At 43.4% G+C, this 24,906-nt stretch carries 20 protein-coding genes and 1 pseudogene; 15 read left to right on the top strand and 6 right to left on the bottom strand.

The features are described from left to right. Nucleotides 1–283 precede the first annotated feature (283 nt). Nucleotides 284–1,060, top strand: coding sequence for a peroxide stress protein YaaA (gene yaaA, locus KHN78_RS05120; protein ID WP_211920081.1), 777 nt, complete (start codon nt 284–286; stop codon nt 1,058–1,060). 115 nt (nt 1,061–1,175) lie between these two features. On the opposite strand, the gene srmB is transcribed toward yaaA, so the two are convergent. Next, complete coding sequence (srmB, locus tag KHN78_RS05115; RefSeq protein WP_128811633.1) at nt 1,176–2,399, bottom strand: ATP-dependent RNA helicase SrmB; 1,224 nt, start codon at nt 2,397–2,399, stop codon at nt 1,176–1,178. Nucleotides 2,400–2,506: 107 nt separating this feature from the next. Beyond that, nucleotides 2,507–3,226, bottom strand: coding sequence for a tRNA1(Val) (adenine(37)-N6)-methyltransferase (locus KHN78_RS05110; protein ID WP_211920080.1), 720 nt, complete (start codon nt 3,224–3,226; stop codon nt 2,507–2,509). A 427-nt stretch (nt 3,227–3,653) separates the two neighbouring features. Here KHN78_RS05110 and brnQ point away from each other — a divergent pair, with 427 nt between their 5' ends. Then, nucleotides 3,654–4,967, top strand: a complete 1,314-nt coding sequence (gene brnQ, locus KHN78_RS05105) for a branched-chain amino acid transport system II carrier protein (protein ID WP_211920079.1) — start codon at nt 3,654–3,656, stop codon at nt 4,965–4,967. Nucleotides 4,968–5,091: 124 nt separating this feature from the next. Here the strand turns inward: brnQ and fldB are convergent, their stop codons facing one another. Beyond that, on the bottom strand, nt 5,092–5,610 hold the full coding sequence (gene fldB / locus KHN78_RS05100; protein ID WP_211920078.1) for a flavodoxin FldB: 519 nt from the start codon (nt 5,608–5,610) through the stop codon (nt 5,092–5,094). Nucleotides 5,611–5,767: 157 nt separating this feature from the next. Between fldB and xerD the strand changes: the two genes are divergently transcribed. From xerD to KHN78_RS05065, 7 genes are all read left to right on the top strand, one after another. Then, entirely contained in the window at nt 5,768–6,685 is a 918-nt protein-coding gene (xerD, locus tag KHN78_RS05095) for a site-specific tyrosine recombinase XerD (protein WP_211920077.1), read from the top strand. Between the two features lie 65 nt (nt 6,686–6,750). Next, entirely contained in the window at nt 6,751–7,539 is a 789-nt protein-coding gene (dsbC, locus tag KHN78_RS05090; protein ID WP_211920076.1) for a bifunctional protein-disulfide isomerase/oxidoreductase DsbC, read from the top strand. Between the two features lie 46 nt (nt 7,540–7,585). Beyond that, nucleotides 7,586–9,325, top strand: coding sequence for a single-stranded-DNA-specific exonuclease RecJ (recJ, locus tag KHN78_RS05085; RefSeq protein WP_211920075.1), 1,740 nt, complete (start codon nt 7,586–7,588; stop codon nt 9,323–9,325). A gap of 171 nt (nt 9,326–9,496) precedes the next feature. Beyond that, nucleotides 9,497–10,595, top strand: a protein-coding gene (gene prfB, locus KHN78_RS05080; RefSeq protein ID WP_211920074.1) for a peptide chain release factor 2 whose coding sequence is annotated in 2 segments (ribosomal slippage) — nt 9,497–9,571 and nt 9,573–10,595 — 1,098 coding nt in all. Because the reading frame shifts where the segments join, the coding sequence is not laid out codon by codon here. A gap of 34 nt (nt 10,596–10,629) precedes the next feature. Beyond that, nucleotides 10,630–12,162, top strand: coding sequence for a lysine--tRNA ligase (lysS, locus tag KHN78_RS05075; RefSeq protein ID WP_128811625.1), 1,533 nt, complete (start codon nt 10,630–10,632; stop codon nt 12,160–12,162). 247 nt (nt 12,163–12,409) lie between these two features. Then, nucleotides 12,410–13,744, top strand: coding sequence for a sigma-54-dependent transcriptional regulator (gene vpsR / locus KHN78_RS05070; protein ID WP_211920073.1), 1,335 nt, complete (start codon nt 12,410–12,412; stop codon nt 13,742–13,744). Between the two features lie 764 nt (nt 13,745–14,508). After that, nucleotides 14,509–14,760, top strand: a complete 252-nt coding sequence (locus KHN78_RS05065) for a DUF1127 domain-containing protein (protein WP_211920072.1) — start codon at nt 14,509–14,511, stop codon at nt 14,758–14,760. Between the two features lie 92 nt (nt 14,761–14,852). Here the strand turns inward: KHN78_RS05065 and KHN78_RS05060 are convergent, their stop codons facing one another. Further along, nucleotides 14,853–15,887 carry an NADP(H)-dependent aldo-keto reductase gene (locus tag KHN78_RS05060; RefSeq protein WP_211920071.1) on the bottom strand — a complete coding sequence of 345 codons (1,035 nt, stop codon included), beginning with the start codon at nt 15,885–15,887 and terminating at the stop codon, nt 14,853–14,855. 252 nt (nt 15,888–16,139) lie between these two features. On the opposite strand from KHN78_RS05060, the gene KHN78_RS05055 reads away from it, so the two are divergent. Next, entirely contained in the window at nt 16,140–16,451 is a 312-nt protein-coding gene (locus KHN78_RS05055) for a DUF6482 family protein (protein ID WP_128811621.1), read from the top strand. Between the two features lie 59 nt (nt 16,452–16,510). Here KHN78_RS05055 and mutH read toward each other — a convergent pair whose 3' ends face one another. After that, a complete protein-coding gene (gene mutH / locus KHN78_RS05050; protein WP_211920070.1) occupies nt 16,511–17,191 on the bottom strand; it encodes a DNA mismatch repair endonuclease MutH in 681 nt (226 codons plus the stop codon). Between the two features lie 618 nt (nt 17,192–17,809). On the opposite strand from mutH, the gene rppH reads away from it, so the two are divergent. The 5 genes and pseudogenes from rppH to KHN78_RS05025 all read left to right on the top strand — a co-directional run bounded on the left by rppH (nt 17,810) and on the right by KHN78_RS05025 (nt 23,176). Further along, complete coding sequence (gene rppH / locus KHN78_RS05045; RefSeq protein WP_128811618.1) at nt 17,810–18,328, top strand: RNA pyrophosphohydrolase; 519 nt, start codon at nt 17,810–17,812, stop codon at nt 18,326–18,328. A gap of 9 nt (nt 18,329–18,337) precedes the next feature. Then, nucleotides 18,338–20,583, top strand: a pseudogene (gene ptsP, locus KHN78_RS05040) (phosphoenolpyruvate--protein phosphotransferase). Between the two features lie 6 nt (nt 20,584–20,589). Beyond that, a complete protein-coding gene (locus tag KHN78_RS05035; RefSeq protein ID WP_211920069.1) occupies nt 20,590–21,381 on the top strand; it encodes a sulfite exporter TauE/SafE family protein in 792 nt (263 codons plus the stop codon). A gap of 112 nt (nt 21,382–21,493) precedes the next feature. Next, nucleotides 21,494–22,315, top strand: a complete 822-nt coding sequence (lgt, locus tag KHN78_RS05030; protein WP_128811615.1) for a prolipoprotein diacylglyceryl transferase — start codon at nt 21,494–21,496, stop codon at nt 22,313–22,315. A 9-nt stretch (nt 22,316–22,324) separates the two neighbouring features. After that, nucleotides 22,325–23,176 carry a thymidylate synthase gene (locus KHN78_RS05025; RefSeq protein WP_211920068.1) on the top strand — a complete coding sequence of 284 codons (852 nt, stop codon included), beginning with the start codon at nt 22,325–22,327 and terminating at the stop codon, nt 23,174–23,176. Between the two features lie 223 nt (nt 23,177–23,399). Here KHN78_RS05025 and KHN78_RS05020 read toward each other — a convergent pair whose 3' ends face one another. Next, nucleotides 23,400–24,545, bottom strand: coding sequence for a Na/Pi symporter (locus KHN78_RS05020; protein WP_211920082.1), 1,146 nt, complete (start codon nt 24,543–24,545; stop codon nt 23,400–23,402). Between the last annotated feature and the right edge of the window lie 361 nt (nt 24,546–24,906).

The raw sequence follows: 24,906 nt of genomic DNA, 5'->3' as shown, positions 1-24,906 counted from the left end.
AATGCTTAAATTAATCGATAACTAATTTAGTAAATCGTGTAACTCATTTCTTTCCAATACAAAAAATTTAGATAAACTGTTTAGAAGATCCACAACAGTAATCGATCTAATTTTGTCTTTTATGTATTAAGTAAACGCAAAAACTTAGATTCTAGAGGGAAAAGTTAGATAAACTTTGATTAGTCCTTGTACGTAAGGGACTTTCTAACTTTTTTATCTAACTTTATGTTAAGGGTATTTTTTTGTACTCTAATGAAAAATAGAATTAGGGAAGTTTACAGCCATGCTTATCGTCGTTTCTCCAGCAAAGACACTTGATTATGAATCACCGCTTGCGGTCGAAAAGTTCACTCAACCGGAGTTGGTTCGCTATTCAAAAGAGTTGATTGAAGTTTGTCGCCAACTAACTCCTGCTGATGTTGCGTCTCTGATGAAAGTCAGTGATAAGATCGCTGATTTAAACGTGGGTCGTTTCCAAGAATGGAGTGAGACCTTTACGACAGATAATGCGCGCCAAGCTATTCTGGCTTTTAAGGGGGATGTATACACTGGTTTAGATGCAGAAACCTTGTCAGAAGCGGATTTTGATTACGCTCAAGATCATCTGCGTATGTTGTCTGGTTTATATGGTTTGTTGAAGCCGTTAGATTTAATGCAGCCATACCGCCTAGAGATGGGAACAAAGCTTGCCAATGAGAAAGGCAGTAACTTGTATCAATTCTGGGGTAATGTCATCACCGATAAGCTTAATGAAGCGATTGATGCTCAAGGCGATAATGTATTGATCAACCTTGCGTCGAATGAATACTTCAAAGCGGTGAAACCAAAGAACCTGGATGCACAAGTGATTACGCCAATCTTTAAAGATTGTAAGAATGGACAGTACAAGGTCATTAGCTTCTACGCGAAGAAAGCGCGCGGCATGATGGCTCGCTATATTATTGAAAACCGCATCAAGAGCGTAGCGGATTTAACTCAATTTGATACTGCGGGTTATTACTTTGTAGAAGAAGAGTCGACGCCAACTGAGTTGGTATTTAAGCGTGAAGAGCAGAATTAAATCAGAGCCGAAGAGTATGGCTTTTAGCGAATAGACTCTTGCTAGATAGTAGAAATAAAAAAGGGTTGGCACTGCCAACCCTTTTGTTTTTTCTCTACGAGAAAACCAGACAAGATTACTTCTTCTTAGCGACTTTCTTTTTCGCTACTTTCTTCTTGTCGTCTTTTTTCTTTTTCTTCTTAAACACAGGCTTTTTGTGCTTAGGACGCATCTCTTTTACGAAGCGCTCTTTGATGTCTTCTTTTACGTAGCGAGCAACGCGATCAAGCATAGGCTGATCGTGCGCTTCCACGATAGAGATTGCATTCCCTTTTTTACCCGCGCGTGCAGTACGACCAATACGGTGAAGGTATACATCTGCCGTACGTGGCATGTCGTAGTTAATTACGTGAGATACATCGGGTAAATCAATACCACGTGCCGCCACATCAGTCGCAAGCAGTACATTCACTGTGCCGTCACGGAATCGTGCAATCGCGTTGTTACGGCGATCTTGTGGCATCTCTCCTTGGATCCAAGAGCACGGGATTTGTGCACTTTCCAGTTGAGCGCGAAGCTCACCCAAACGTTCACGAGTTTTCAAAAATACAATCGTGCGTTCAGCTTGCTGCGTGATGATGTGTTTGAGTAGCTCAAGTTTGTGCTCGGCATTGTCTGCGCGGTGATACCACTGAGCGATCTTCTTGCGTTCACGCAGTGAAGATTTTGCGTCAATTTCAGCAGGTTCATTCAGTAGATCGGCAGTGAAACCCTCAACACCTTTACCCTCCAACGTTGCAGAGAACAAAAGTGTTTGCTTGCGCCAGCGACACTCAGCAGATAAACGGTCGACGGCTGGGGCGAAACCCATGTCGAGCATGCGGTCTGCTTCGTCTAGAACAAGCCACTCGATCGCACGGCAGTCAAAACGTTCTGCATCAATGTACTCGCGAAGACGACCTGGTGTAGCAACAACAATATCTTGTGTGGTTGCTAGGATGTCAGCATGCTCTTGGTATTGTACGCCACCAGTGATGGTGAAGATGTTTAGCTTGGTATTTTTTGCGAGTGCTCGTGCTTGATCGGCTATCTGCATAGCAAGTTCGCGAGTTGGCGTTAGGATCAATATACGCGCTGGTCCAGGCTTGCGACGCGGGAAGTCTTGCAGGTATTGTAGTGCTGGCAGAACAAATGCCGCAGTTTTACCTGTACCTGTTGGTGCTGACGCTAGAATGTCACGACCATCTAACGCTTGTGGAATCGCTTCAGCCTGAATTTTGGTTGGGCGTTCGTAACCCATCTCTTCAATGGCATCAAGTAGGTTAGGGTCTAGATCAAGTTCAGCAAAGGTTCTGATCACAATGAGTTCTCCGCAAGCAAAGCTTGGTTAATGGTTCGCCAAAGCAGCATAGAATTTAAAAAGGTCGCACATTATAAAGTGAATGGTGATAAGGATCACATGTTATTTCACATCTTAAGATAAAACTCACGAGTTAGCTGCGTAAATTCATGGCTGTACCCCTCATTTGAATGAATAACAAGATGCGATTCTTGAGTATCACAAGCTTGTTTACTTAGTTCAAATAGTAATCGATGTACAGGCTTTTTCTGTGATGATTGTACACGACAAATCCGCGATAAGTACCAGCCATCGCCTTTTGCCATTGCGATAAATTGCTCCCCCTCAGTGATCGGTAAAACGAAATTGGCTTTGCCGGTTTTGTCGAGTAGCGTATAGCAGCGTTTGAGCAATTCACCGTGCTTTAGAGTGTTGGTGTGCCGTGCTGTAGCTCGCTGGCTTTGTTTAGATTGTTCGCCACTATTGAAGTAGGGAGGGTTACAAATAATACGATGAAAAAGATGCGTGGGCTCAAATTGATTAATATCGCTGTGTATCACTCTCAGCCGGTTTGACCAAGGCGATAGCTCGAAGTTATTTCGAGCTGCCTCGACAGCCGTGGATTCAATGTCTAGAGCGGTGATAATCACGTCAGGAAAGCGCTGAGCACACATTAACGCTAATAAACCTGTCCCTGTTCCAATATCCAAAATGTTGCTTCTAGGCGGGCATTTCGCCCATGCTCCAAGCAAGACGCCATCGGTGCTTACAGGCATTCCGCTTTCGCCGTCACGAATCGAGAATTGCTTAAAGTTAAAACCTTTTGTTTTAAATGGTTCCGTTTTCATTCTGTTTACCGTTGTTCATCATCTATGGTTTTTGTTTTCCCAGGACTATTTTGTTATTCACTTTGCTTTTAGAACCAGTGTGCAGGGTAAATATTATACATTCAGAAAGAACGACGTCGTAATTTAAGTTAATAATACTGTTGTTTCGCACTTGTATGGGTTTGTGTATTGTTTGTTGTTTTTTGGTATGTTGTTTTGCTTGGTTTAAAGTGCCATATTAATAATTTAAAGTAGTGAATATGACTGCTTTTATCTCTTCAAACTGAATTAATGTGGTGTTTTTTTCTTTATGGTTGCCAAATGTTGAGCATTTCGTCATTATGCGGCAAAACATAGAGACAAAGCCACGATTATCTATTAGCCATGGATTAATCAAAAGTGGCCATGCATACACAACATTCGATTAATTAAAAAGTAAGGGTTATCTGTGAAGCAGACGTTAAAACTAACAGATATTATCGCATTAGGATTTATGCTTTTTGCGTTCTTTTTGGGTGCTGGTAACATCATTTTTCCTCCTCTAGCGGGTCAGCTAGCAGGCGATCACTTGATGCCAGCAATGTTCGGTTTCTTGCTAACAGCGGTAGGTCTACCTCTTATTACTATCGTTGCTATTGCTGTTGCAGGCGGCTCTTGGGATCACTTAACTCAAGATCTTCCTAAGAAAGCGGCAGTGCTAATGGCGGCGTTGATCTTTATCATCATCGGCCCTGCTTTTGCTGCACCTCGTACAGGCCTTGTTGCTTACGAGATGGCTGTTAAGCCTTTCTTTGTTGATGCAGCTCAAGCGCATCTAACCATTTTTTCTATCTTGTTCTTTGCAGTAGCAATGTTCTTTGCTTGGTCTCAAGGTAAGCTTATAGATGTGATCGGCAAAGTGCTTACGCCTGCATTGTTTATTGGTCTTATCATTCTAGCGGTTGCGGTATTCGCTGACCCGCAAGGCGAGATGATTGCAGCACAAGGTGAGTACCTGACGCAGCCTTTAACGAAAGGTTTCCTTGAAGGCTACAATACAATGGATACGTTTGGTGCACTTATGTTTGGTATGCTGATTGTTGACGCATTGCGCAGCAAAGGTATTACAGAACATGCAGCAACGACGAAGTACCTAATCTTTGCTGGCTGTATTGCTGCAGCTGGTTTGGCATTTGTTTACATCTCACTGTTCTACCTTGGTGCGACGAGTGCAACTGTGGCGGCGGGCGCTGATAACGGTGGTATTGTTTTAAGCCAGTACGTTCAAGCATTGTTTGGTCCTTACGGTCAGATCGTTCTTTCGATTATCGTGCTTCTTGCGTGTCTAACAACAGCGATTGGCTTGATCTCTGCGTGTGCAGATTTCTTTAGCTCAAAGACTTCTGTGTCTTACAAGCAGTGGGTTGTAATCAATGGTGTGGCTTGTGCGATTGTTGCTAACGTTGGCCTTGCTCAGTTGATCGCGCTTTCTGTTCCTGTTCTATTTGCATTGTACCCAGTGGCTGTAGCGCTAATTGCATTGACGTTTGTTCGTAACCGTCTACCAAATCCACGCACGGCTTATCGTATGGTTCTACTTGTATCGCTTCTATTTGCATTGATTGATGCAGCGAAAGTTGCGGGTGTGGATGTTTCTGCATTTAATATGCTGCCACTATTTAGTATCGGTATGGGCTGGTTGTTACCAACTACTGCTGCAATTGCATGTTCTTTTTTCTTGGCAAAATCTGCTCAGCAAGAACTAACGGAAGAAGCAGCATAATTGCTAACACGTGGTCTCGTCCTAAAATACGTTGAATAAAAAAGCCCGGTGAAGAAATTCACCGGGCTTTTTGTTTGTCTTCTGTTTTGTCAACGTTGGTGCTGACTGTAGTGTGTCGTGATGACTATAGTGTGTCGTGAAACTCCACTAACACTTGTTCACACCATTTCTCGATGCGCTCATCGCTGAGTTCGTATTGGGAGTCTTCATCCAGTGCGAGGCCAACAAATTGACTGCTATCTTCTGTCAGCGCTTTTGATGCTTCGAACTCGTAACCTTCATTTGGCCAGTAACCGATGAAATGTGCGCCCGTTGCTTTGAGCTCATCATGAAGTAAACCCATTGCATCAAGGTACCATTCGCCATAGCCCTCTTGGTCACCTAAACCGAATAGAGCGATGACTTTTCCTTTCAGTGGCGTGGTTGCAATGTCTTGCCAAATCGCACTCCAGTCTTCTTGGATTTCACCAAAGTCCCAAGTGGATATGCCAATTAGTAGCAAGTCGTAGTCTGCCATCAGTGATAGCGGTGTCTCTTTCACGTTATGAATGTCGACAAGGTCAGCACCAATGATGTTGCGAATTTTTTCTGCTGCCATTTCGGTGTAGCAGGTAGTTGAGCCGTAAAACAGTCCGATTTTCATGATATTCATCGTTTTTATGTTGCTGTTATCGTCGATTCTAACCATAAACTGGGGAAGATTGCAGCGAATATCCTTAAGGGGATGATTTTTTTATGGTATTGGTTGGGCAGGTGTCTTACTCTCAGTACTGTAAATATAAACAGATAAAGGTGCGTTCATGACAGCACAACAGACTGTCAATCAACAAGATTTTGGGCTTGTTGAGCAATTTTTAGATGCGATGTGGATGGAGCGTGGTTTATCAGAAAATACGTTGGCTTCTTATCGAAATGATTTGATGAAATTGCTTACATGGATGGCGAAAAATAACTATCGTCTCGATTTTATTAGCTTTTCAGGGCTTCAAGAATATCAGGCATATCTTGTAGATTTGGAGTATAAACAGACGTCTCGCGCACGTATGCTGTCGGCAATTCGTCGTTTGTTTCAATATATTCACAGAGAGAAAGTGCGATCGGATGATCCAAGTGCTTTGTTAGTGAGTCCGAAATTGCCACAACGCTTGCCAAAAGACATCAGTGAAGAGCAAGTGGATGCATTATTAGATGCGCCGGATCCGAATGATCCCATAGAGCTTCGCGATAAAGCCATGCTAGAGTTGCTTTACGCTACGGGGCTACGTGTCACAGAGCTTGTAAGTCTGACAATGGAAAATGTTAGCTTACGTCAAGGCGTAGTGCGTGTAACAGGTAAAGGTGGGAAAGAGCGTCTTGTGCCTATGGGGGAGAACGCGGTCGATTGGATTGAAACATTTATTAAGCAAGGCCGGTCTGCACTATTGGGTGATACCACGTCGGATGTTGTTTTTCCAAGTAAGCGAGCGAGACAAATGACTCGCCAAACCTTTTGGCATCGTATTAAATACTATGCGGTGATTGCCGGGATTGACACAGACCTGTTGTCGCCGCACGTATTGCGCCATGCGTTCGCAACGCATTTATTGAACTATGGTGCAGATCTCAGGGTCGTACAGATGCTCTTAGGGCATAGTGACTTATCGACTACGCAAATTTATACTCACGTGGCGACTGAGCGATTAAAGCAAATTCACAGTCAACACCACCCAAGAGCATAATGATGGTTTGTTTCATTTATTCATGATCTTATTGGATGAAACGATTTTATTTTAAGGTGAACTTAATGCGTGTATTACGCCAACTAACTCTGCTGACTTTACCGTTTTTCGTAACCGCTTGTGGTGCTGAAGAAAGTCAGGCAAAAACGGAAACTCCAGCACAACAAGTCGCGCCAGCGGCAAAACACAACTTTGATGAAGCAGCGCTAATCGCGAAATTCTCGAAATTGGGTGTGTCGATTCTTAACATTCAGCCGGCTGATATCCCTGGATTGTTAGAAATTCAAACCAATGGTGGTGTGCTGTTCGCATCAAATGATGGTGACTACTTTATTGCTGGTACACTTTACGCCATCGATGATAATGGTGGTTACAAAGATGTGATTGCTGAGCGTCAAGCTCCAATCAATGCTGAAAAAATTGCTAAGCTTTCTGACAGTGCTATTGAATACAAAGCCGAGAATGAAAAATATGTTGTAACGGTATTTACTGATATCACATGTGGCTACTGTGTGCGTCTACATAGCCAAATGCAAGGTTATAACGATCTAGGCATCACGGTTCGCTACATGGCTTACCCTCGCCAAGGCGCAACGGGCTCTGTTGCCGATCAAATGGCGACCATTTGGTGTGCAGAAGATCCTAAATCAGCAATGCACAATGCAAAAGTTGACCGTACTTTTGATAATCCAGCAAAAGACCTTAAGCAGTGTAAAGAAACGATCAAATCTCACTATAACCTAGGTCGTGAGCTTGGTATTTCTGGCACGCCAGCTATTTTCTTGCCAAACGGTGAGTTAGTCGGTGGATACGTTCCGCCAGCAGAATTGCTAAAACGTTTAGAGCAACAATAATCCTCTAAGGAGTAGAGCCAGCAGTGTTCGCTGGCTCTTTTCAAATATGATAGAAATTCAACGACGTCCCGAACCAGATCTTTCTCTTCTTCCTGATTCTATTCCTCAAATTCTTAAGCGCATCTACATCAATCGTGGTATTACGGATGTCGCACAATTAGAGACCTCAGCCCGTGGGTTGCATTCATACCAGCAGTTAGGTGGCATTGATCAAGCGGTGGAACTGCTCTTTCAAGCAATCAATAAGCAAAAGCGCATTATCGTTGTGGGAGATTTCGATGCCGATGGTGCAACGAGCTCTGCGCTATCGGTCCTTGCACTGCGTATGCTAGGCAGTAATAACGTCGATTATCTTGTTCCGAACCGTTTTGAAGATGGCTATGGTTTGAGCCCAGAAGTGGTCGACCAAGCGATCGAATTGGGCGCTGAGATGATCATGACTGTCGACAACGGCGTGTCGTCGATTGATGGCGTGCGCTACGCCAAAGAGAATGGTATTACAGTACTGGTGACCGATCATCACTTGCCGGGCCAAGTGCTTCCTGAAGTGGATGCAATGGTAAACCCGAACTTAGACAGTTGTGCTTTTCCATCGAAAGCATTGGCGGGGGTTGGCGTCGCGTTCTATCTCATGATGGCGCTATGTGTATACATGCGCAAACAAAATTGGTTCGCACAACAAGGAATGCAAGAACCAAAACTGATGGAGCTGATTGATCTCGTTGCACTTGGCACCGTTGCTGATGTAGTACCGCTTGATGAAAACAACCGTATTCTCGTGCACCAAGGCTTGCAGCGTATTCGTGCAGGTAAAGCTCGTCCTGGGATTCAAGCTTTGATCGAAGTCGCGAAACGCGATGCGCGTCGTTTGGTGGCATCTGATTTTGGTTTTGCTCTTGGACCTCGAATTAATGCTGCGGGCCGTTTGGATGATATGTCTTTCGGTGTTGAGCTGTTGATGTGCAACAACATCCACGCAGCACGCCGTATGGCCAGTGAATTAGACGGACTTAATCAGACGCGTAAAGAGATCGAAGAGGGCATGAAGCAAGAGGCAATGGCTTTTTGTGAACGTCTTCAGTTTGGTGAAAATACCCAGCTTCCGCATGGCTTGGCTTTGTTTCAACGTGATTGGCACCAAGGCGTAATTGGGATTCTGGCATCGCGTATTAAAGAGAAATACCATCGCCCGGTCATCGCCTTTGCGGATGGTGGCGAGGGGACAATTAAAGGTTCTTGCCGTTCGATTCCTGGCTTGCACATGCGTGATGCGTTAGATTTTATTGATACTCAGAATCCAGGTTTAATCATCAAGTTTGGTGGTCATGCAATGGCGGCGGGTTTAACCATTAAAGAGCAAGATTTTGAGCGTTTTAGTCGTTTGTTTGATGATGTGGTGAAAAAAGAGCTCGATGACGCCGCACTGAAAGGCGTGATTCTCTCAGATGGTGAACTAAAGCCAGAAGAATTCTCGATGCACATTGCGGAGCAGTTGCGTTCGGGGGGGCCATTTGGGCAAGCGTTTCCAGAGCCTGTATTTGATGGTGAATTTAAAGTATTACATCAAAAACTGGTGGGGGAGAAACACCTCAAATTGATGCTAGAGCCTCTTTATAAAGGTCATCCAACCAATGTGATGATTGATGGCATTGCGTTTAATATCGATTTGCGCCGTTGGCCGGATGCGTCAGTGAAAACGGTACGTTTAGCTTATAAGCTGGATGTGAATGAGTTTCGTGGCAATCAATCTTTGCAGCTGATGATTGATTATATTGAAGCTAAGTAACGCCGGTTTGTGACAGATTATGGGCGCGGTTGTCGTAAAGTGGGGTAAAAATACCCTAACCGCGCTCACTCTAATTGCAATCTGATTTCCCACTCTAAATTTTCCTGTATCTCCGTCACATTTTTGAGTAGAATTTCTCGGTTAAATTCTATTCTAAAATGTTGAGCCAACATGTTTGAAATCAATCCTATTAAAAACCGTCTACAGGACGTGTCTGAGCGCACGAATGTCCTGAGGGGGTATCTTTGACTATGACGCGAAGAAAGAGCGTCTAGAAGAAGTAAACGCAGAACTTGAACAACCAGATGTATGGAATGAACCTGAGCGCGCACAAGCATTAGGTAAAGAACGTGCATCTCTAGAAGCGGTGGTTGAAACCATCGATCAACTAGAGCAAGGTGTAGAGGACGTTGAAGGTCTTCTTGAGCTGGCTGTTGAAGAAGAAGATCAAGAAACGTTTGACGAAATCGAACCAGAACTTGCTGAGCTTGAAGAAAAGCTAGGTCAGCTTGAATTCCGTCGTATGTTCTCTGGTGATCACGACAGCTCTGATTGCTACATTGACTTGCAAGCAGGCTCTGGTGGTACAGAGGCACAAGACTGGACCAACATGATGCTACGTATGTACCTTCGTTGGGCTGAAGCAAAAGGCTTTAAGTCTGAGGTGATCGAAGTCTCTGAAGGTGAAGTTGCTGGTCTGAAAGGCGCGACAGTGAAGATCTCTGGTGAGTACGCTTATGGCTGGCTACGCACAGAAACGGGCGTTCACCGCCTAGTTCGTAAATCACCATTCGATTCTGGCGGCCGTCGTCATACGTCATTTGCATCTGCGTTTATCTACCCTGAGGTTGATGAAAACATTGCTATCGACATTAACCCTGCAGACCTACGTATCGATGTATATCGTGCATCAGGTGCAGGTGGTCAGCACGTTAACACCACGGAATCTGCGGTTCGTATTACACACGTTCCTACCAATACAGTGGTGCAGTGTCAGAATGACCGTTCTCAACACAAGAACAAAGATCAGGCAATGAAACAGCTTCGAGCGAAGCTATTTGAGCTTGAATTGCAAAAGCAAAACGCGGAAAAACAAGCTAATGAAGACGCTAAGTCTGACATTGGCTGGGGTAGCCAGATCCGTTCTTATGTACTGGATGACTCTCGCATTAAAGACCTCCGTACGGGCGTTGAAAACCGCAATACTCAAGCGGTTCTTGACGGCGATCTGGACAAATTTATTGAAGCTAGCCTGAAATCAGGCCTATAAAGCTTTTCACCGACAAAAACAGGATACATCGAAAATGACTGATGCTGTTCAAAACGAAACTGTACAAGAAGCCTCTACACAAGAAGAGAATAAGCTGATTGCTGAGCGCCGCGCTAAACTGGATGCAATCCGAAAGAGCTGCAAAGCGAACGGCCACCCAAACGACTTCCGTCGTGACGCACTAGCGGGCGACCTTCAAAAAGAGTTCGGTGAAAAGACTAAGGAAGAGCTAGAAGAGCTTAACCACGTAGTAGCAATTGCTGGCCGTATTATGGCTAAGCGTGGTCCATTCCTAGTGATTCAAGAAACGTCTGGCCGCATCCAAGCTTACGCTGACAAAGAAGTGCAGAAAGTACTGAAAGATCAATATCAAGGTCTAGATATCGGTGACATCATCGGTGTTAAAGGTGCGCTACACAAGTCTGGTAAGGGTGACCTATACGTGAACATGGAAGAGTACGAGTTGCTAACCAAAGCACTTCGTCCACTGCCAGAGAAGTTCCACGGCCTAACAGACCAAGAAATGCGTTACCGTCAACGTTACGTAGATCTTATTGTTAACGAAGATTCTCGTAATGCATTCGTAGTTCGTTCTAAAGTGATGTCTGCAATCCGTAACTTCATGATCTCTAAACAGTTCATGGAAGTTGAAACGCCAATGATGCACGTTATCCCTGGCGGTGCGAGTGCGCGTCCATTTATCACGCACCACAATGCGCTAGACATGCCAATGTACTTACGTATCGCACCAGAGCTATACCTAAAACGTCTAGTTGTTGGTGGTTTCGACCGCGTATTCGAAATTAACCGTAACTTCCGTAACGAAGGTCTTTCTCCACGTCATAACCCTGAATTCACTATGATGGAATTCTACATGGCGTACGCGGATTACAAAGATCTGATGGATCTAACTGAAGAACTACTAAGTTCAGTCGCTCTAGAAGTGCTTGGTTCTACATCAATGCCTTACGGTGAAGATACTGTAGAATTTGGCGGCACTTACACGCGTATGAGCATGTTTGAAGCAATCAAACACTACAACCCTGACCATGCGCAAATCCAAGCGCTAACAGAAGAAGATATTCAAAACCGTGACCTAATGGTTTCTATCGCGAAATCTGTTCACGTTGAAGTAGAATCTTTCTGGACATGTGGTCAGCTTCTTGAAGAAATCTTCGGTGAAACTGCTGAACCTAAGCTAATGCAGCCAACGTTCATCACTGGCTACCCAGCGGACATCTCTCCACTGGCTCGTCGTAGCGATGACAACCCATTCTTCACAGACCGTTTTGAATTCTTCATCGGTGGCCGTGAAGTAGCAAATGGTTTCTCAGAGCTTAACGATGCAGAAGACCAAGATGCGCGCTTTAAAGCACAGGTTGAAGCGAAAGAGTCTGGCGATGATGAAGCAATGTTCTACGATGCAGACTACATCACTGCACTAGAGCACGGCCTACCGCCAACAGCAGGTCAAGGTATCGGTATCGACCGTTTAGTTATGCTATTGACTAACACGCACACTATCCGTGACGTAATTCTGTTCCCAGCAATGCGTCCACAAGCGTAATTTCTGTTTCAGCATAGAATTTTAAAACCACCTTCGGGTGGTTTTTTTGTTTTTAAAATTCGAGCAATTTCAAATAATTAATCCAACATAGTGAGAGTTTATGTGATTCCTTTTTCGCAAATTCTCAATCTATTGCATAGTCTTAATATTGAGACAGACGAGCGTGACCTTTGTCTCGATAATGTAACCCGCTCACAAGGGTGCTTTGTGGGGATACGAATTTTCAATAAAGAATAAGGGTTAGTGAATGGCTGGGCAGTTTAAGATGGATTCCATTCCGGGCTCACTGGTTGTAGTGGGTGGTAACTATGAACCTTGGTTATCGGTTCTAGAACAAGTGGGATGGAAGTGTCACCAAGTCGGTGATCTACGTAAAGCTAACACGCTGTTGGAAGATATTGGACCATGTATCGGTATAGTTGACCTCAGCCATGATGAGTTCAGCCTTAATGGTTTAGCAAACTTAGTGAGTTCTCATAAACATGTGCGTTGGTTGGCGTTTATTCGCGAATCCCAGCTTGGTGTGGATACGATTTGCCAATTCATCGTTAACTTCTGCATTGATTTTTTTACCGCGCCAATTCCCGACGCACAACTTCTAAGTACCATTGGTCACCAACTGGGTATGCTTAAACTTGAAAAGAAAGTATGGCCAAGTTTTGGTAATAGCTTAGATATGGGCTTGATTGGCGATTCAATTCCAATGAAGCGCTTGCGCGATCAAGTAAAGCGAATTGGGCCAACGGATGTCAGCATTCTCATTTATGGCGAAAGCGGTACTGGTAAAGAGGCCGTTGCTCGAGCGATTCATAAAGTCTCTTCCCGTTCTCATAAGACATTCTTATCGATTAACTGTCGTGCTCTCAATGAGCAGCGCTTTCAGGCAGAGGTCTTTGGTATTGGTGCGGACGAAAGTATTGGCCCTTGCTTACTAGAGCAAGCGGATGGTGGGACCGTGCTACTCAATGACATTCTCACCATTTCAAAAGATCAGCAAATGAACCTCTTAAGGTTTCTTCAAGAGGGAACGATAGAGACAATTGATGGTATTAAGAGTGTGGATGTACGCATTCTTGCTGCAAATTCATCGGATGTGGAGAAAGCACTCATAGACGGTGATTTTAACGAAGAGCTTTACCATTACATCAATGTTTTACGTATCAATGTTCCTAGTTTGAAAGAGAGAGCAAGTGATATTGCATTGTTGGCTTGCTATTACCTGCAAGAGTTTTCGAAAGAGTATAACTCCCAAGCAAAAAGTTTTTCAGAGGATGCAATTAAGTCTTTAACGCGTTATTTCTGGCCTGGTAATGTACGTGAGTTAATGAATCAAGTGAAGCGCGCAGTATTAATGTCGGATAGCGTCTTGATTGAAGAGCATCATCTAGATTTACCGCAGCGCAATGAAGTAAAACGCAGTTTGAAATCAATACGAGAAAAGAGTGAGCGTGATGCACTGATGGTGGTGTTGGAATCGCACTCAGGTCAAGTATCAAATGCGGCGAAAGAATTGGGTGTGTCTCGTGCAACTATGTATCGATTGTTAAATAAACACAACTTGATTTCAGAGCATACCGTATAAAGCTTTGGCATTGAGATATCTTAAAGTTTAAAAAGGAGCGTCATTACGCTCCTTTTATATATCTAACGTTATACATTAATCGTTTATGAATCTACTATCTATAAGCTCGCCATCTATAAATCTAAGGTGTGGTATCTGATATTTGTCATATCGTGGTACACCGTTACTCCAATAGGTAGTTACACCAATAGGTAGTTACACCAATAGGTAGTTACACCAATAGGTAGTTACGCCAATAGATAGTTACACTAATAGAGAGCTATACCAATGCTAGTCAATAGCAGGCCATCTTTTGAGGTGTTAGTTTTATCGTTATCGAATCTATTTATAAAATTTTGCATTTAACATATTCATTTGCTGAATATGTCATATCAAAAACAATATGCAACTAAGTTTTAGCGCATTGCTTTGTTTTTGAATAATTATGAGTGAAATGATTGATTATTAATCTCTATTGCTTACAATTTAACCGTAGCTCAAAGAGCTATACCTTATCAACCACGGATTAATTTTTAGCTAGGAGGCGCAAGATGAAACATTACGTTGTTAACCACATTGCTTGCGCTGATCGTATGCCGATTGTTCGAACCACCTTTAAGGCGAACAAGCTGGACGTTATTAGCACTCGAGACAAAAATTAGTCCGTAACCTACCTATTTTGACTAGGCTGCGGGAAAGTAGCAGCTTAGTATCGAAAGAATCGATCTGTTTGTATCCGCGCTACTTTTCCCAGTCGCTTGTTTAAAGCAATTTGGAGAAAAGTTATGCGTCATTCTATATATTTAAAGCTCGCCACTTTATTAGTAAAAGCGGATTTGATCCGTGAAGAGAAGCAGTGGCAGCGCGCCGTTCGTCGTAGTAGCAAAAATATTCCATGGTTGAATGCTCACATGCTAAGAGACATGGGATTGGATGCTGAGGGTCGAGCTATTTTGACTCGCACACCGGATGAAGTTCAAGTCGATCGCAGAGTTCGCCATCTTCGTCGTGTGTTAACTTCGCGAATACTGACGTAAGCAAAAGCCCAAGTTGAAACCTGCGTAATTCGCTGGACTCAATGATGGGCTCCGTTAATTGGCTGATCTTGATGGTCAGCCGCTTTTTTGTTTTATGGGCAAGGATTGGAGTAAATTGTGCTGATTGATTGGATTTTTATCAGCAATTCATCGCTTAAATTGATGTCGATACTGTCAATGTTGGCTTTTAGCTGTTTTAGGTTGGTCGCACCAATGATGTTGGAAGCGATAAATGGACGTTGATTGACAAACGCGAGAGCCATTTGAGCGGGGTCTAAGTCGTATTCATTTGCTAGGTTCACATAGGCTTCCGTTGCTTTTATACCTTGAGGTGTAAAGTAGCGAGCGAAACGTTCCCATTTTGTACAGCGAGCGCCTACTGGTTTTTCTCCATGGAGGTACTTACCACTTAAACAACCGAAAGCGAGAGGAGAGTACGCTAATAACTGAACACCTTCGTAATGGCTTATTTCCGATAAACCAATTTCAAAGCTCCGGTTGAGCAAGTTGTATGGATTTTGAATGGACACAATGCGTGGTAAATCGTGTTTTTCTGCAAGGCGTAACAACGACATCACTCCCCAAGGCGTGTCATTAGAAACACCGATATACCTTACTTTTCCTGCTTTCACTAATTCAGTTAGAGCATCCAAGGTCTCGATTAAGGTAACGTCTTCTTGAGATTCAGGATAAGGGTAGTTGAGTTGACCAAAGCAGTTGGTTTGACGCTGAGGCCAATGCAATTGGTATAGATCCACATAGTCGGTTTGTAAGCGTTTTAAGCTGTCATTGATTGCGGTGTGAATATGGCGACGATTGAGGCTCATATTCTCTCGAATATAAGGCACATTGCGCGGACCTGCGATCTTAGTGGCGAGGATGACTTTCTCGCGTTTACCACTTTTCGTCAACCAGTTACCAATGTATTGCTCAGTCAAACCTTGGGTATTGGTATCGGGTGGTACAGGATACATCTCTGCAGTATCAATAAAGTTCACCCCATGATCGAGAGCGAAGTCTATTTGTTGAAATGCGTCATGCTCGGTATTTTGTTCACCAAACGTCATTGTACCAAGGCAGATCTTGCTTATTTCGAGTGAGGAGTGCGGAAGTTTAGTGTATTGCATTTCACGTCCTTGAATAATCATTGACTGAATAATAACCAATCGTCGTAAATCACGAGTCACTCTAGCTTGTGATAACGCTCGATAAAGTCGTTTTACCTGCGCTACCTCTGCCACTCACTTACTGTGATTGGTATAAGTCATTTCAATATAGGGGATTTCTACACGCCACCGCAAATGCTTTCCGTTCTGAATTGAGATGGCTCGAAAGCTCAGAATTGTAGAGCTACACTTAAATCTTAAAGGAGGTGCATTATGCAGATACATCAACTGGACATGTGGGTGCATGGCCACCACAAAGACTCCTACAAGACACCTAAGGTTTTTGTGATCGGTTGTTCTGATGTCTCTGACTATCTACTAGCAGTGGAATATAAGCATCAACTAGAGCCGATTAAGGACGGCGAAGATCCGATGCATTTCGGATCGCTAGAGTTGGTGAAAGAACAGCTGCTTAGGTTAGGGATTGATAAAGCCTATCTGAGATTACGTAACGCTTATGAAGAGTTTGGCAATGAAGGGGCGGCTTCATATTGCGATATTGAGTTATCTCTCGTTACTCATTAACTAAGTTCGTTTAACTTAAGCTTGTTTAGCTTAAGATTGTTTAACGAAAGTTATTCAACTCAAGTTTGCTGAACACTAATATAGTGTCTAAGCAGGATCTGCTCAGTAAATTGTGTTCTGAGATAGAATCCACGAGGTAATGTTTTGATCGGTTTACCATTGGCGCTGTATGCTTCCGTTAATGCTTTAGCGTTTGCTGCTTTTGGACGGAGGTGTAGCGCCTCTCCGTGTCTTGCAGATATTTGATCAAACTTTCCTAACACGATCAATTCCATGAGCTCCTCCCAATCACTTCTTAAAATGTGCTCTTCTTCTTGATTAGGAGACCAGATTAAGGGGCTGCCAACACGTCGCTCTGATAGGGGAATCTCACGCTCACCTTCAACAGGAACCCAAAGTACGCGAGACAATTTGTTACGTACGTGACTGGTTTCCCATGTTAGGCCGTGCACACCAGTGAGTGGTGCGACGCAAACAAAGGTGGTCTCTAATGGTTTTCCAGTGTAACTGATCGGAATGCTTTTAAGCTCAATACCTAGCTTGGTAAAATCTTGCTGTGGTTTACTGCCAGCCACAGCCCCTAGGTGCCATTCCAGTAATTGTCCCACCCAGCCTTTATCGCGTTTAAGGTTATCAGGTACTTTCATACCAGCTTCCTCTGCAAGTTCTGCAAAGCTTAGGCCTGCGATGTCATGCGCGCGTTCCATTAGTTCCGCTTCAGATTGTGGTTCTGGTTTCATAACTCTTGTAGTGGTAAGACAAAATTGGATTCTAACAAATTACGCGTATTGGCACTGCCTAAGATTTCAACGAACGGGACAAATATCGATCCATCCATAACTTATCCACAGTTTGGTGTAAGTCATAAAAGATCCTTTCTTGAGCTGGATAAATTAACAGGGGTTACTGCTCCGATTGAGACTTGATTTTCCGTTGTTTTAATGAACTCATACCAGTTGAATGTGGATAAATAGTCTATTGAGCGATCTTTGACCGATCTGGATTTGGCGAAAAGATCATCAGTATGATTTGTTCTTTTTACTTACCTAATTATAAGTTTTTGCATTTAATATCAGTTATTTAAGTTTAAATTCGGAATTTAGTAGTAATGGTTGAAGTAATTGTTATGACCAAAAATATTTATGGATAGGCTTTTCTTCACAAAGTTATTCACAGAAAAGGTGAATAAATGTGGACTAGGTCTCAAACTGGTGTTGATAAAGTCCGCTTTGGTTAAAAGATATCCAGAATCGGTGAAATGGTAATAAATCTTGCTCATATCACATCAGTAAGTTTGCTAGTAATGGGGATATGTGGAAAAATCACGGTAATATAAAATTATTCATAGAGGTTAGCCGGTGATAGATGGCGATGGTTACCGACTGAACGTTGGTATTGTAATCTGTAATAACCATGGTCAGGTCTTCTGGGCTAAACGATACGGGCAACACTCATGGCAATTTCCACAAGGTGGGATTGACGAAGGTGAAACTCCTGAACAAGCCATGTTCAGAGAGTTATATGAAGAAGTCGGTTTGACGAAAAAAGACGTCAAGATCATTGCAACAAGTCGTCATTGGTTAAGATATAAACTACCAAAGCGACTCGTGCGTTGGGACTCTAAGCCTGTTTGTATCGGCCAAAAACAGAAATGGTTTCTGCTGCGATTAGAGAGCGATGAATCTCAAATCAATATGCAGCGAGGGAAATCCCCTGAATTTGATGGTTGGCGCTGGGTGAGTTATTGGTATCCAGTTAGGCAAGTTGTTTCTTTTAAAAGAGATGTCTATCGCCGTGCAATGAAAGAATTTGCATCTTTAGCTATGCCTTTTCGCGAACGCAAAACGAAAGGTAAAAGAAAAAAGCTGCGTAGATAGAGGATTAACATGCTTAGTCAGCTAAGGGATATAGTTGAAAAAGTTTCCCGAGTCGATGATGTACACTTGGCTCTTGATATCTTAGTAAAGGAGACCTGCTCGGCCCTTTGTACTGAGTGTTGTACTATTTATCTTGCGAATGAAGAAATGCAGCGCCTTGAGTTAATGGCAACTCAAGGCCTTATTTTTGAAGGCAAGAGCATTCATATTGATTTTAATGAGGGTTTAGTGGGGTTGGTTAAGCGCAGTGCAGAACCACTAAATCTTGCAGAAGCTTTCACCCACCCTGATTTTAAGTTCTTCCCTCAACTTGGTGAGCAGGCCTATCACTCATTCCTTGGTACGCCCATTATTTACCGTAAAAAAGTGTTAGGTGTTCTTGTCATCCAACAAAAAACACCGCGCTTGTTTAGCGAGATGGAAGAGTCTTTCCTTGTGACTTTATCTGCTCAGCTTGCCGTTTTGATTGCACATGCTCAAAACCTAGGTCATTGGCAATTAGCATCTAAGCCTCGCGTTATAAAAGGTTTGCCTGCATCAACAGGTGTCGCCATTGGTGAGTTTTGGTTTGATAATACTCAGCCTTGTTTGCATGATGTATTTCCTGCATCTACGTTGGATAAAGAACGCGAACATGAGCTCCTAGCTGTTGCCGTGGAACGAGCGTTGAATGATTTTCGACGCATGAGAAAAAAGCTGGATAGTGAAATTAATAAAGATGCGTTGGCAATCTTTGATCTGTTTACTCACTTGCTCAATGACCCAATGCTTCGTGGCGATCTTAAAAAGCAGATAGAGAAAGGTGACCGAGCCGACTGGGCGCTGCGTCAAGTCGTTGAAACGTACTCCAATCGTTTTGCGCGTATGTCGGATGTGTATCTTCGTGAACGGGCACAAGACATCAAAGAACTTGGTCAGCGACTGTTGTATTTTTTGCACAATAGTGAACAAGAACATTCCGCAATTGATCGTCCTGTGATTTTAGTTGCGAATGAACTCACCGCAACGCTATTAGCTTCTATTCCAAAGCAATATTTACTTGCTGTTGTTTCGTTAGAGGGGGCCGCAAATTCCCACGCCGCTATTTTGTCGCGTGCGTTAGGCGTTCCTGCCATTATGGGAGCCCCTCTCAATACTGAAGCCGTCGTGGGTAAACTAGGGATTGTTGATGGCTATACAGGTGAGGTGTTTCTCGAACCGAATCGTCAACTTTTGCGAGAATACCGCAGCTTAGTCAATGAAGAATCAGAGCTGTTTGCGATGGTCAATAAAGACCTTGCGTTACCGGCAGTAACCCAAGACCGGCGTCATATTGAAATATTACTGAATGCAGGTTTAAGTGCCGATAGCAATATTGCCATCAACCAGGGCGTTGATGGAGTAGGGCTATATCGAACTGAAATTGCTTTTTTACTTCAGCATCACTTTCCATCCGAAGATGAGCAGTATCATCAGTACCAAGCCATATTGAATAGCTACCCAGAACAACGTGTGGTGATGCGCACTTTGGATATTGGTGGTGATAAGCCGTTACCCTACTTACCAATAGAGGAAGACAACCCATTTCTTGGTTGGCGTGGTATCCGTTTTACTTTGGATCATCCGGATATTTTTCTTATCCAATTGCGAGCGATGCTAAGAGCGAGCGCAGACAGCGGTAATTTGAGCATTCTGCTTCCTATGATTCGGGGATTAAAGAGCTTGATGATGCCGTTACACTAATTAATCAGGCTTATAGTGAAGTCGTGCTATTGGATGCTCGTATTCAGGCACCAAAGGTTGGGGTAATGATAGAAGTCCCATCCATGATATATTTGCTGCCGTCAATCGCACATCGAGTTGACTTTGTGTCGGTCGGCACCAACGATTTAACACAATATTTGTTAGCGGTCGATCGGAACAACTCTCGCGTTGCCGATGTCTATGAATCTATGCATCCCGCTGTACTGTTGGCGTTAAAGCAAATTCATGATGTGTGCGAACAATATCAAGTCCCCGTTTGTATTTGTGGGGAGTTAGCTGGCGATCCATTTGGCGCTCTCTTGCTATTGGGCTTGGGCTATCGCAGCTTGAGTATGAATACCGCAAACGTGGCTAAGGTGAAATACTTGATTCGCCATAGCCAACAAGAAGAATTGGAAAAACTCGTCGAGCAAGCACTGTCATGTTCTTATGGCGAAGAAATTCATCAGATGATGCATGATTTCTTTGTTCAACAAGGCTTTGCTGGCTTTATCCGTGCTGGTAAGAAGTAAATAATCGTGACCATCTCTTTATTTTTGTTGTTGCTAGCGCTAGGCGCTTTTGTTGGTGTCATGGCTGGCCTATTAGGTATTGGCGGTGGTCTCATTGTTGTACCTGCATTACTTTATCTTCTGCCTTTTGCTGGCATCCCTACCGAAATGAGTATGCATATCGCTCTTGCAACGTCACTTGCGAGCATTATTGTGACTTCAGGCTCTTCAGCGATGAATCACCTTAAACTCGGCAATGTTGATATGTTTGTTGTGAAATGGCTCATGCCTGGCGTTATTATTGGCGGGTTTGTTGGCGCAAACGTTGCTGAGTTTATTCCTACCCATTATTTACCGAAAGTGTTTGGTGTGATCGTGCTGTTTTTGGCGCTACAAATGTTTCGTTCTATTCGCTCCAAAAGTACGAAGCCAATGCCGAGCAGTCCAGTTACTATGATGTATGGCACGGGAATTGGTGTTGTATCGAGTCTTGCAGGAATTGGGGGCGGGTCATTATCGGTCCCTTTTTTGAACAAGCATGGTATTGAAATGCGTAAAGCTGTGGGGTCTTCTTCTGTCTGTGGGTGTGTGATTGCGATATCCGGTATGATTGGTTTCATTTTACACGGCTATAACGTAGAAAATTTGCCAGAGTACAGTATCGGTTATGTCTATCTTCCTGCTCTTGTCGCGATCGCAATGACCTCAATGCTCACGACAAAAGTGGGGGCAAAGTTGGCGACGACCCTTCCAACTGCGGTATTGAAAAAGATATTCGCACTATTCTTGATATTTGTTGCAGCGAGTATGCTGCTTTAAGTTTGTAGCTAAGTGACTTCAAGATGCAGGGTTCAGGGTTTTGTTGCTGAATTAAGCACCTTGAGCTTACTTAGATATATTGGTTTTACTAGTAATTAGAAGAGAATGATTTATGTCTCAGGGATACTTTGAATTTCCCAATATTGACCCGGTTTTAGTCTCTATTGGTCCTGTTTCTGTTCGTTGGTATGGTTTGATGTACCTTATTGGTTTTATGTTTGCATTATGGTTAGCAAACCGACGTGCTGATAAGCCTGGTAGTGGTTGGACTCGTGAGCAAGTATCTGACTTGTTGTTTGCAGGGTTTCTAGGGGTTGTGATTGGTGGCCGCGTTGGCTATGTCATTTTCTATAATTTTGATTTGTTCTTAGCAGATCCTTTGTACCTGTTTAAAGTATGGACCGGCGGCATGTCTTTCCATGGTGGGTTACTTGGTGTTATTACTGCCATGTTCTGGTATGCACATAAGAACGGTCGTACGTTCTTTGGCGTGGCCGATTTTGTTGCTCCGCTCGTGCCATTCGGGCTGGGTATGGGCCGTTTGGGTAACTTCATGAACAGTGAACTATGGGGACGCGTGACGGATGTGCCATGGGCCATTATTTTCCCTAACGGTGGTCCACTTCCTCGTCACCCATCACAACTATACGAGATGTTCCTTGAGGGCATTGTTCTATTCTTTATCTTGAACTGGTTTATCAAAAAGCCTCGCCCATTAGGGGCGGTGTCAGGGTTATTCCTCGCTGGGTATGGTACATTCCGTTTCCTAATTGAGTTTGTCCGTGAACCTGATGCGCAACTTGGTTTATTTGGTGGTTATATTTCGATGGGACAAATCCTATCTTCACCAATGATCATTTTGGGTATTTTGATGATGGTTTGGGCATACAAACGTGGTCTTTACCAAGACAAAGCGAAAGTAGAAACGAAGTAAGGAATTGGTGTGAAACAGTATTTAGATTTGTGTCAGCGTATCGTTGACCAAGGTATTTGGGTTGAGAACGAGCGTACAGGTAAGCGTTGTCTTACGGTTGTTAATGCTGACTTGACCTACGATGTTGCTAACAACCAATTCCCATTAGTGACGACACGTAAGAGCTTTTGGAAAGCGGCAGTCGCTGAGTTGCTTGGTTACATTCGTGGCTACGATAACGCAGAAGATTTCCGTAAGCTTGGTACGAAAACGTGGGATGCGAACGCAAACTTAAATGACGCATGGCTGAACAATCCACATCGTAAAGGTGAAGACGATATGGGGCGTGTATACGGCGTTCAAGGTCGTTCATGGGCGAAGCCAGATGGTGGTCACATCGATCAACTGCGCAAGATTGTGGATGATTTAACGCGCGGTGTGGATGACCGTGGTGAAATCCTAAACTTCTACAACCCTGGTGAATTCCACATGGGGTGTTTACGTCCATGTATGTACAGCCATCACTTCTCACTGTTAGGTGACACGCTGTACCTAAACAGCACGCAGCGCTCTTGTGATGTGCCACTAGGTCTGAACTTTAATATGGTTCAAGTTTATGTGTTTTTAGCGATCATGGCGCAGATCACGGGTAAGAAACCTGGTCAGGCGTACCATAAGATTGTTAATGCGCACATCTATGAAGATCAGTTAGCGCCAATGCGAGATATCCAGTTGAAGCGTGAGCCTTTGAAAGCCGCAACGTTCCATATCAACCCGGAAATCAAATCGCTAGAAGATTTGGAAACATGGGTCACACTGGATGATTTTTGGGTTGATGGTTACGAGCATCACGATCCAATTCAATATCCGTTTTCAGTGTAACGAGTGTTTTCCGTATAACGAACACGAAAATAGTGAATGGGCTGACCTTAATGGGCAGCCCATTTTTTTATATCTAAATTGGTGTAGTTGTTTTTAATGAATGATGAACATGTGCTCACTTACGGTGATTGGTTGATCCGAGTTACGGTGTGGAAGGTGCAAAAAAGAAAAAGCCCGCAACCGAGGTTGCGAGCTTTTGAGTAAAGCGATGGTAATCTTTCTGTTATACAGTTAGCGCAAGGATTGAACCAGGAAGTACTAGGAAAATCGTTAGCAGGTAAGCTGCTACAACGGCTTTGTTCTTTACTGCCATCTCAGAAATAAGCTCTGCGCATTTTACTGGAATCTCACGTAAGAACGGGATACCAAAAATGAGTAATGTCGCTAAGATGTTGAACGTTAGGTGTACAAGAGCAATCTGTAGTGCGAATACTGCGAACTCGCCAGATACCGCTGTTGCTGCTAGTAGAGCCGTAATACATGTACCGATGTTTGCACCTAGAGTGAACGGGTAGATGTCACGTACTTTTAGAACACCTGAACCAACGAGTGGAACCATTAGACTTGTTGTCGTAGAAGAAGACTGAACAAGTACCGTTACTACCGAGCCTGATACGATACCGTGGATAGGACCACGACCGATAGCGTTCTTAAGGATGTCACGTGCACGACCAACCATTAGGCTCTTCATCAGCTTACCCATTACAGTGATAGCGACGAAGATAGTACCGATACCTAGAGCGATTAGTGCAACACCACCCATAGTGTCACCAAACGTAGATAGTGGCTCTTTAATTGCGCTTACTACTGGTTTCGTGATTGGCTTGATGAAGTCAAAACCGCCCATGCTCATATCACCTGTTTTTAGTAGTGGTGATACCAGCCAATGAGATACTTTTTCTAGAATGCCGAACATCATTTCCAAAGGAAGGAAGATCGCAACAGCAAGTAGGTTAAAGAAGTCGTGAATTGTTGCGCTGGCAAATGCACGTTTGAATTCATCTTTACAACGTACGTGGCCAAGCGAAACAAGAGTATTCGTTACTGTTGTACCGATGTTTGCGCCCATTACCATAGGGATAGCGGTTTCTACAGGTAAGCCACCTGCAACCAAACCTACAATAATAGAAGTAACGGTACTTGACGATTGGATCAGTGCCGTCGCCACCAAGCCGATCATTAGACCTGCGATTGGGTGAGAGGCAAATTCAAATAGTACTTTAGCTTGATCGCCAGTCGCCCATTTAAAGCCGCTACCAACCATAGATACTGCTAGAAGAAGCAGATATAACATGAATGCCAAGTTAGCCCAGCGTAACCAGCGAGTCGTACTCGAAATCGGCGCTGCTGTAGAAGTAGCTTGGTTCATCATAATTTTCTCCGTGGACCTTTCAGTTCGTTTATTTGGTCTGTTGTTGAAACTGAGGGCGATGTTAGAGAACAAATATTTCAGTAATATTACAGTCCACTTTCTATAGAACATTTTTATTATTCTTTTTGATAGTTATTCGTTATTGAAAAAGACTTGCAAGTTAAATTGTTGATTTTTAATGGGTTTAACTATTGATTTGAATATTGTTGTTTTTCTTTTTGAGAGTAAAAAACTGCGCTTTGCTTCAAGTTTTATGACAGCTTGAAAATTGTTTTTTCGGTAAAAATTGTTTCTTTTGTGAAAAGTGTAAGGTTTTTCCGAGGTTATTGTTTGTCGGTGTCACATTTGATATAAAAAG

Source organism: Vibrio sp. B1REV9 (genome assembly GCF_905175395.2).
Classification (GTDB): domain Bacteria; phylum Pseudomonadota; class Gammaproteobacteria; order Enterobacterales; family Vibrionaceae; genus Vibrio; species Vibrio alfacsensis.
The sequence above is the reverse complement of the archived record's forward strand: the minus strand, read 5'-3'. Positions and strand labels throughout refer to the sequence as shown.

Coding starts and splice junctions, on each gene's coding strand:
- lysS (WP_128811625.1), top strand. CDS start 10,630: ATGACTGATGCTGTTCAAAACGAAACTGTACAAGAAGCCTCTACACAA.
- recJ (WP_211920075.1), top strand. CDS start 7,586: ATGATAGAAATTCAACGACGTCCCGAACCAGATCTTTCTCTTCTTCCT.
- KHN78_RS05055 (WP_128811621.1), top strand. CDS start 16,140: ATGCAGATACATCAACTGGACATGTGGGTGCATGGCCACCACAAAGAC.
- xerD (WP_211920077.1), top strand. CDS start 5,768: ATGACAGCACAACAGACTGTCAATCAACAAGATTTTGGGCTTGTTGAG.
- yaaA (WP_211920081.1), top strand. CDS start 284: ATGCTTATCGTCGTTTCTCCAGCAAAGACACTTGATTATGAATCACCG.
- KHN78_RS05020 (WP_211920082.1), bottom strand. CDS start 24,545: ATGAACCAAGCTACTTCTACAGCAGCGCCGATTTCGAGTACGACTCGC.
- KHN78_RS05065 (WP_211920072.1), top strand. CDS start 14,509: ATGCGTCATTCTATATATTTAAAGCTCGCCACTTTATTAGTAAAAGCG.
- dsbC (WP_211920076.1), top strand. CDS start 6,751: ATGCGTGTATTACGCCAACTAACTCTGCTGACTTTACCGTTTTTCGTA.
- lgt (WP_128811615.1), top strand. CDS start 21,494: ATGTCTCAGGGATACTTTGAATTTCCCAATATTGACCCGGTTTTAGTC.
- mutH (WP_211920070.1), bottom strand. CDS start 17,191: ATGAAACCAGAACCACAATCTGAAGCGGAACTAATGGAACGCGCGCAT.
- KHN78_RS05110 (WP_211920080.1), bottom strand. CDS start 3,226: ATGAAAACGGAACCATTTAAAACAAAAGGTTTTAACTTTAAGCAATTC.
- fldB (WP_211920078.1), bottom strand. CDS start 5,610: ATGAAAATCGGACTGTTTTACGGCTCAACTACCTGCTACACCGAAATG.
- KHN78_RS05060 (WP_211920071.1), bottom strand. CDS start 15,887: ATGCAATACACTAAACTTCCGCACTCCTCACTCGAAATAAGCAAGATC.
- vpsR (WP_211920073.1), top strand. CDS start 12,410: ATGGCTGGGCAGTTTAAGATGGATTCCATTCCGGGCTCACTGGTTGTA.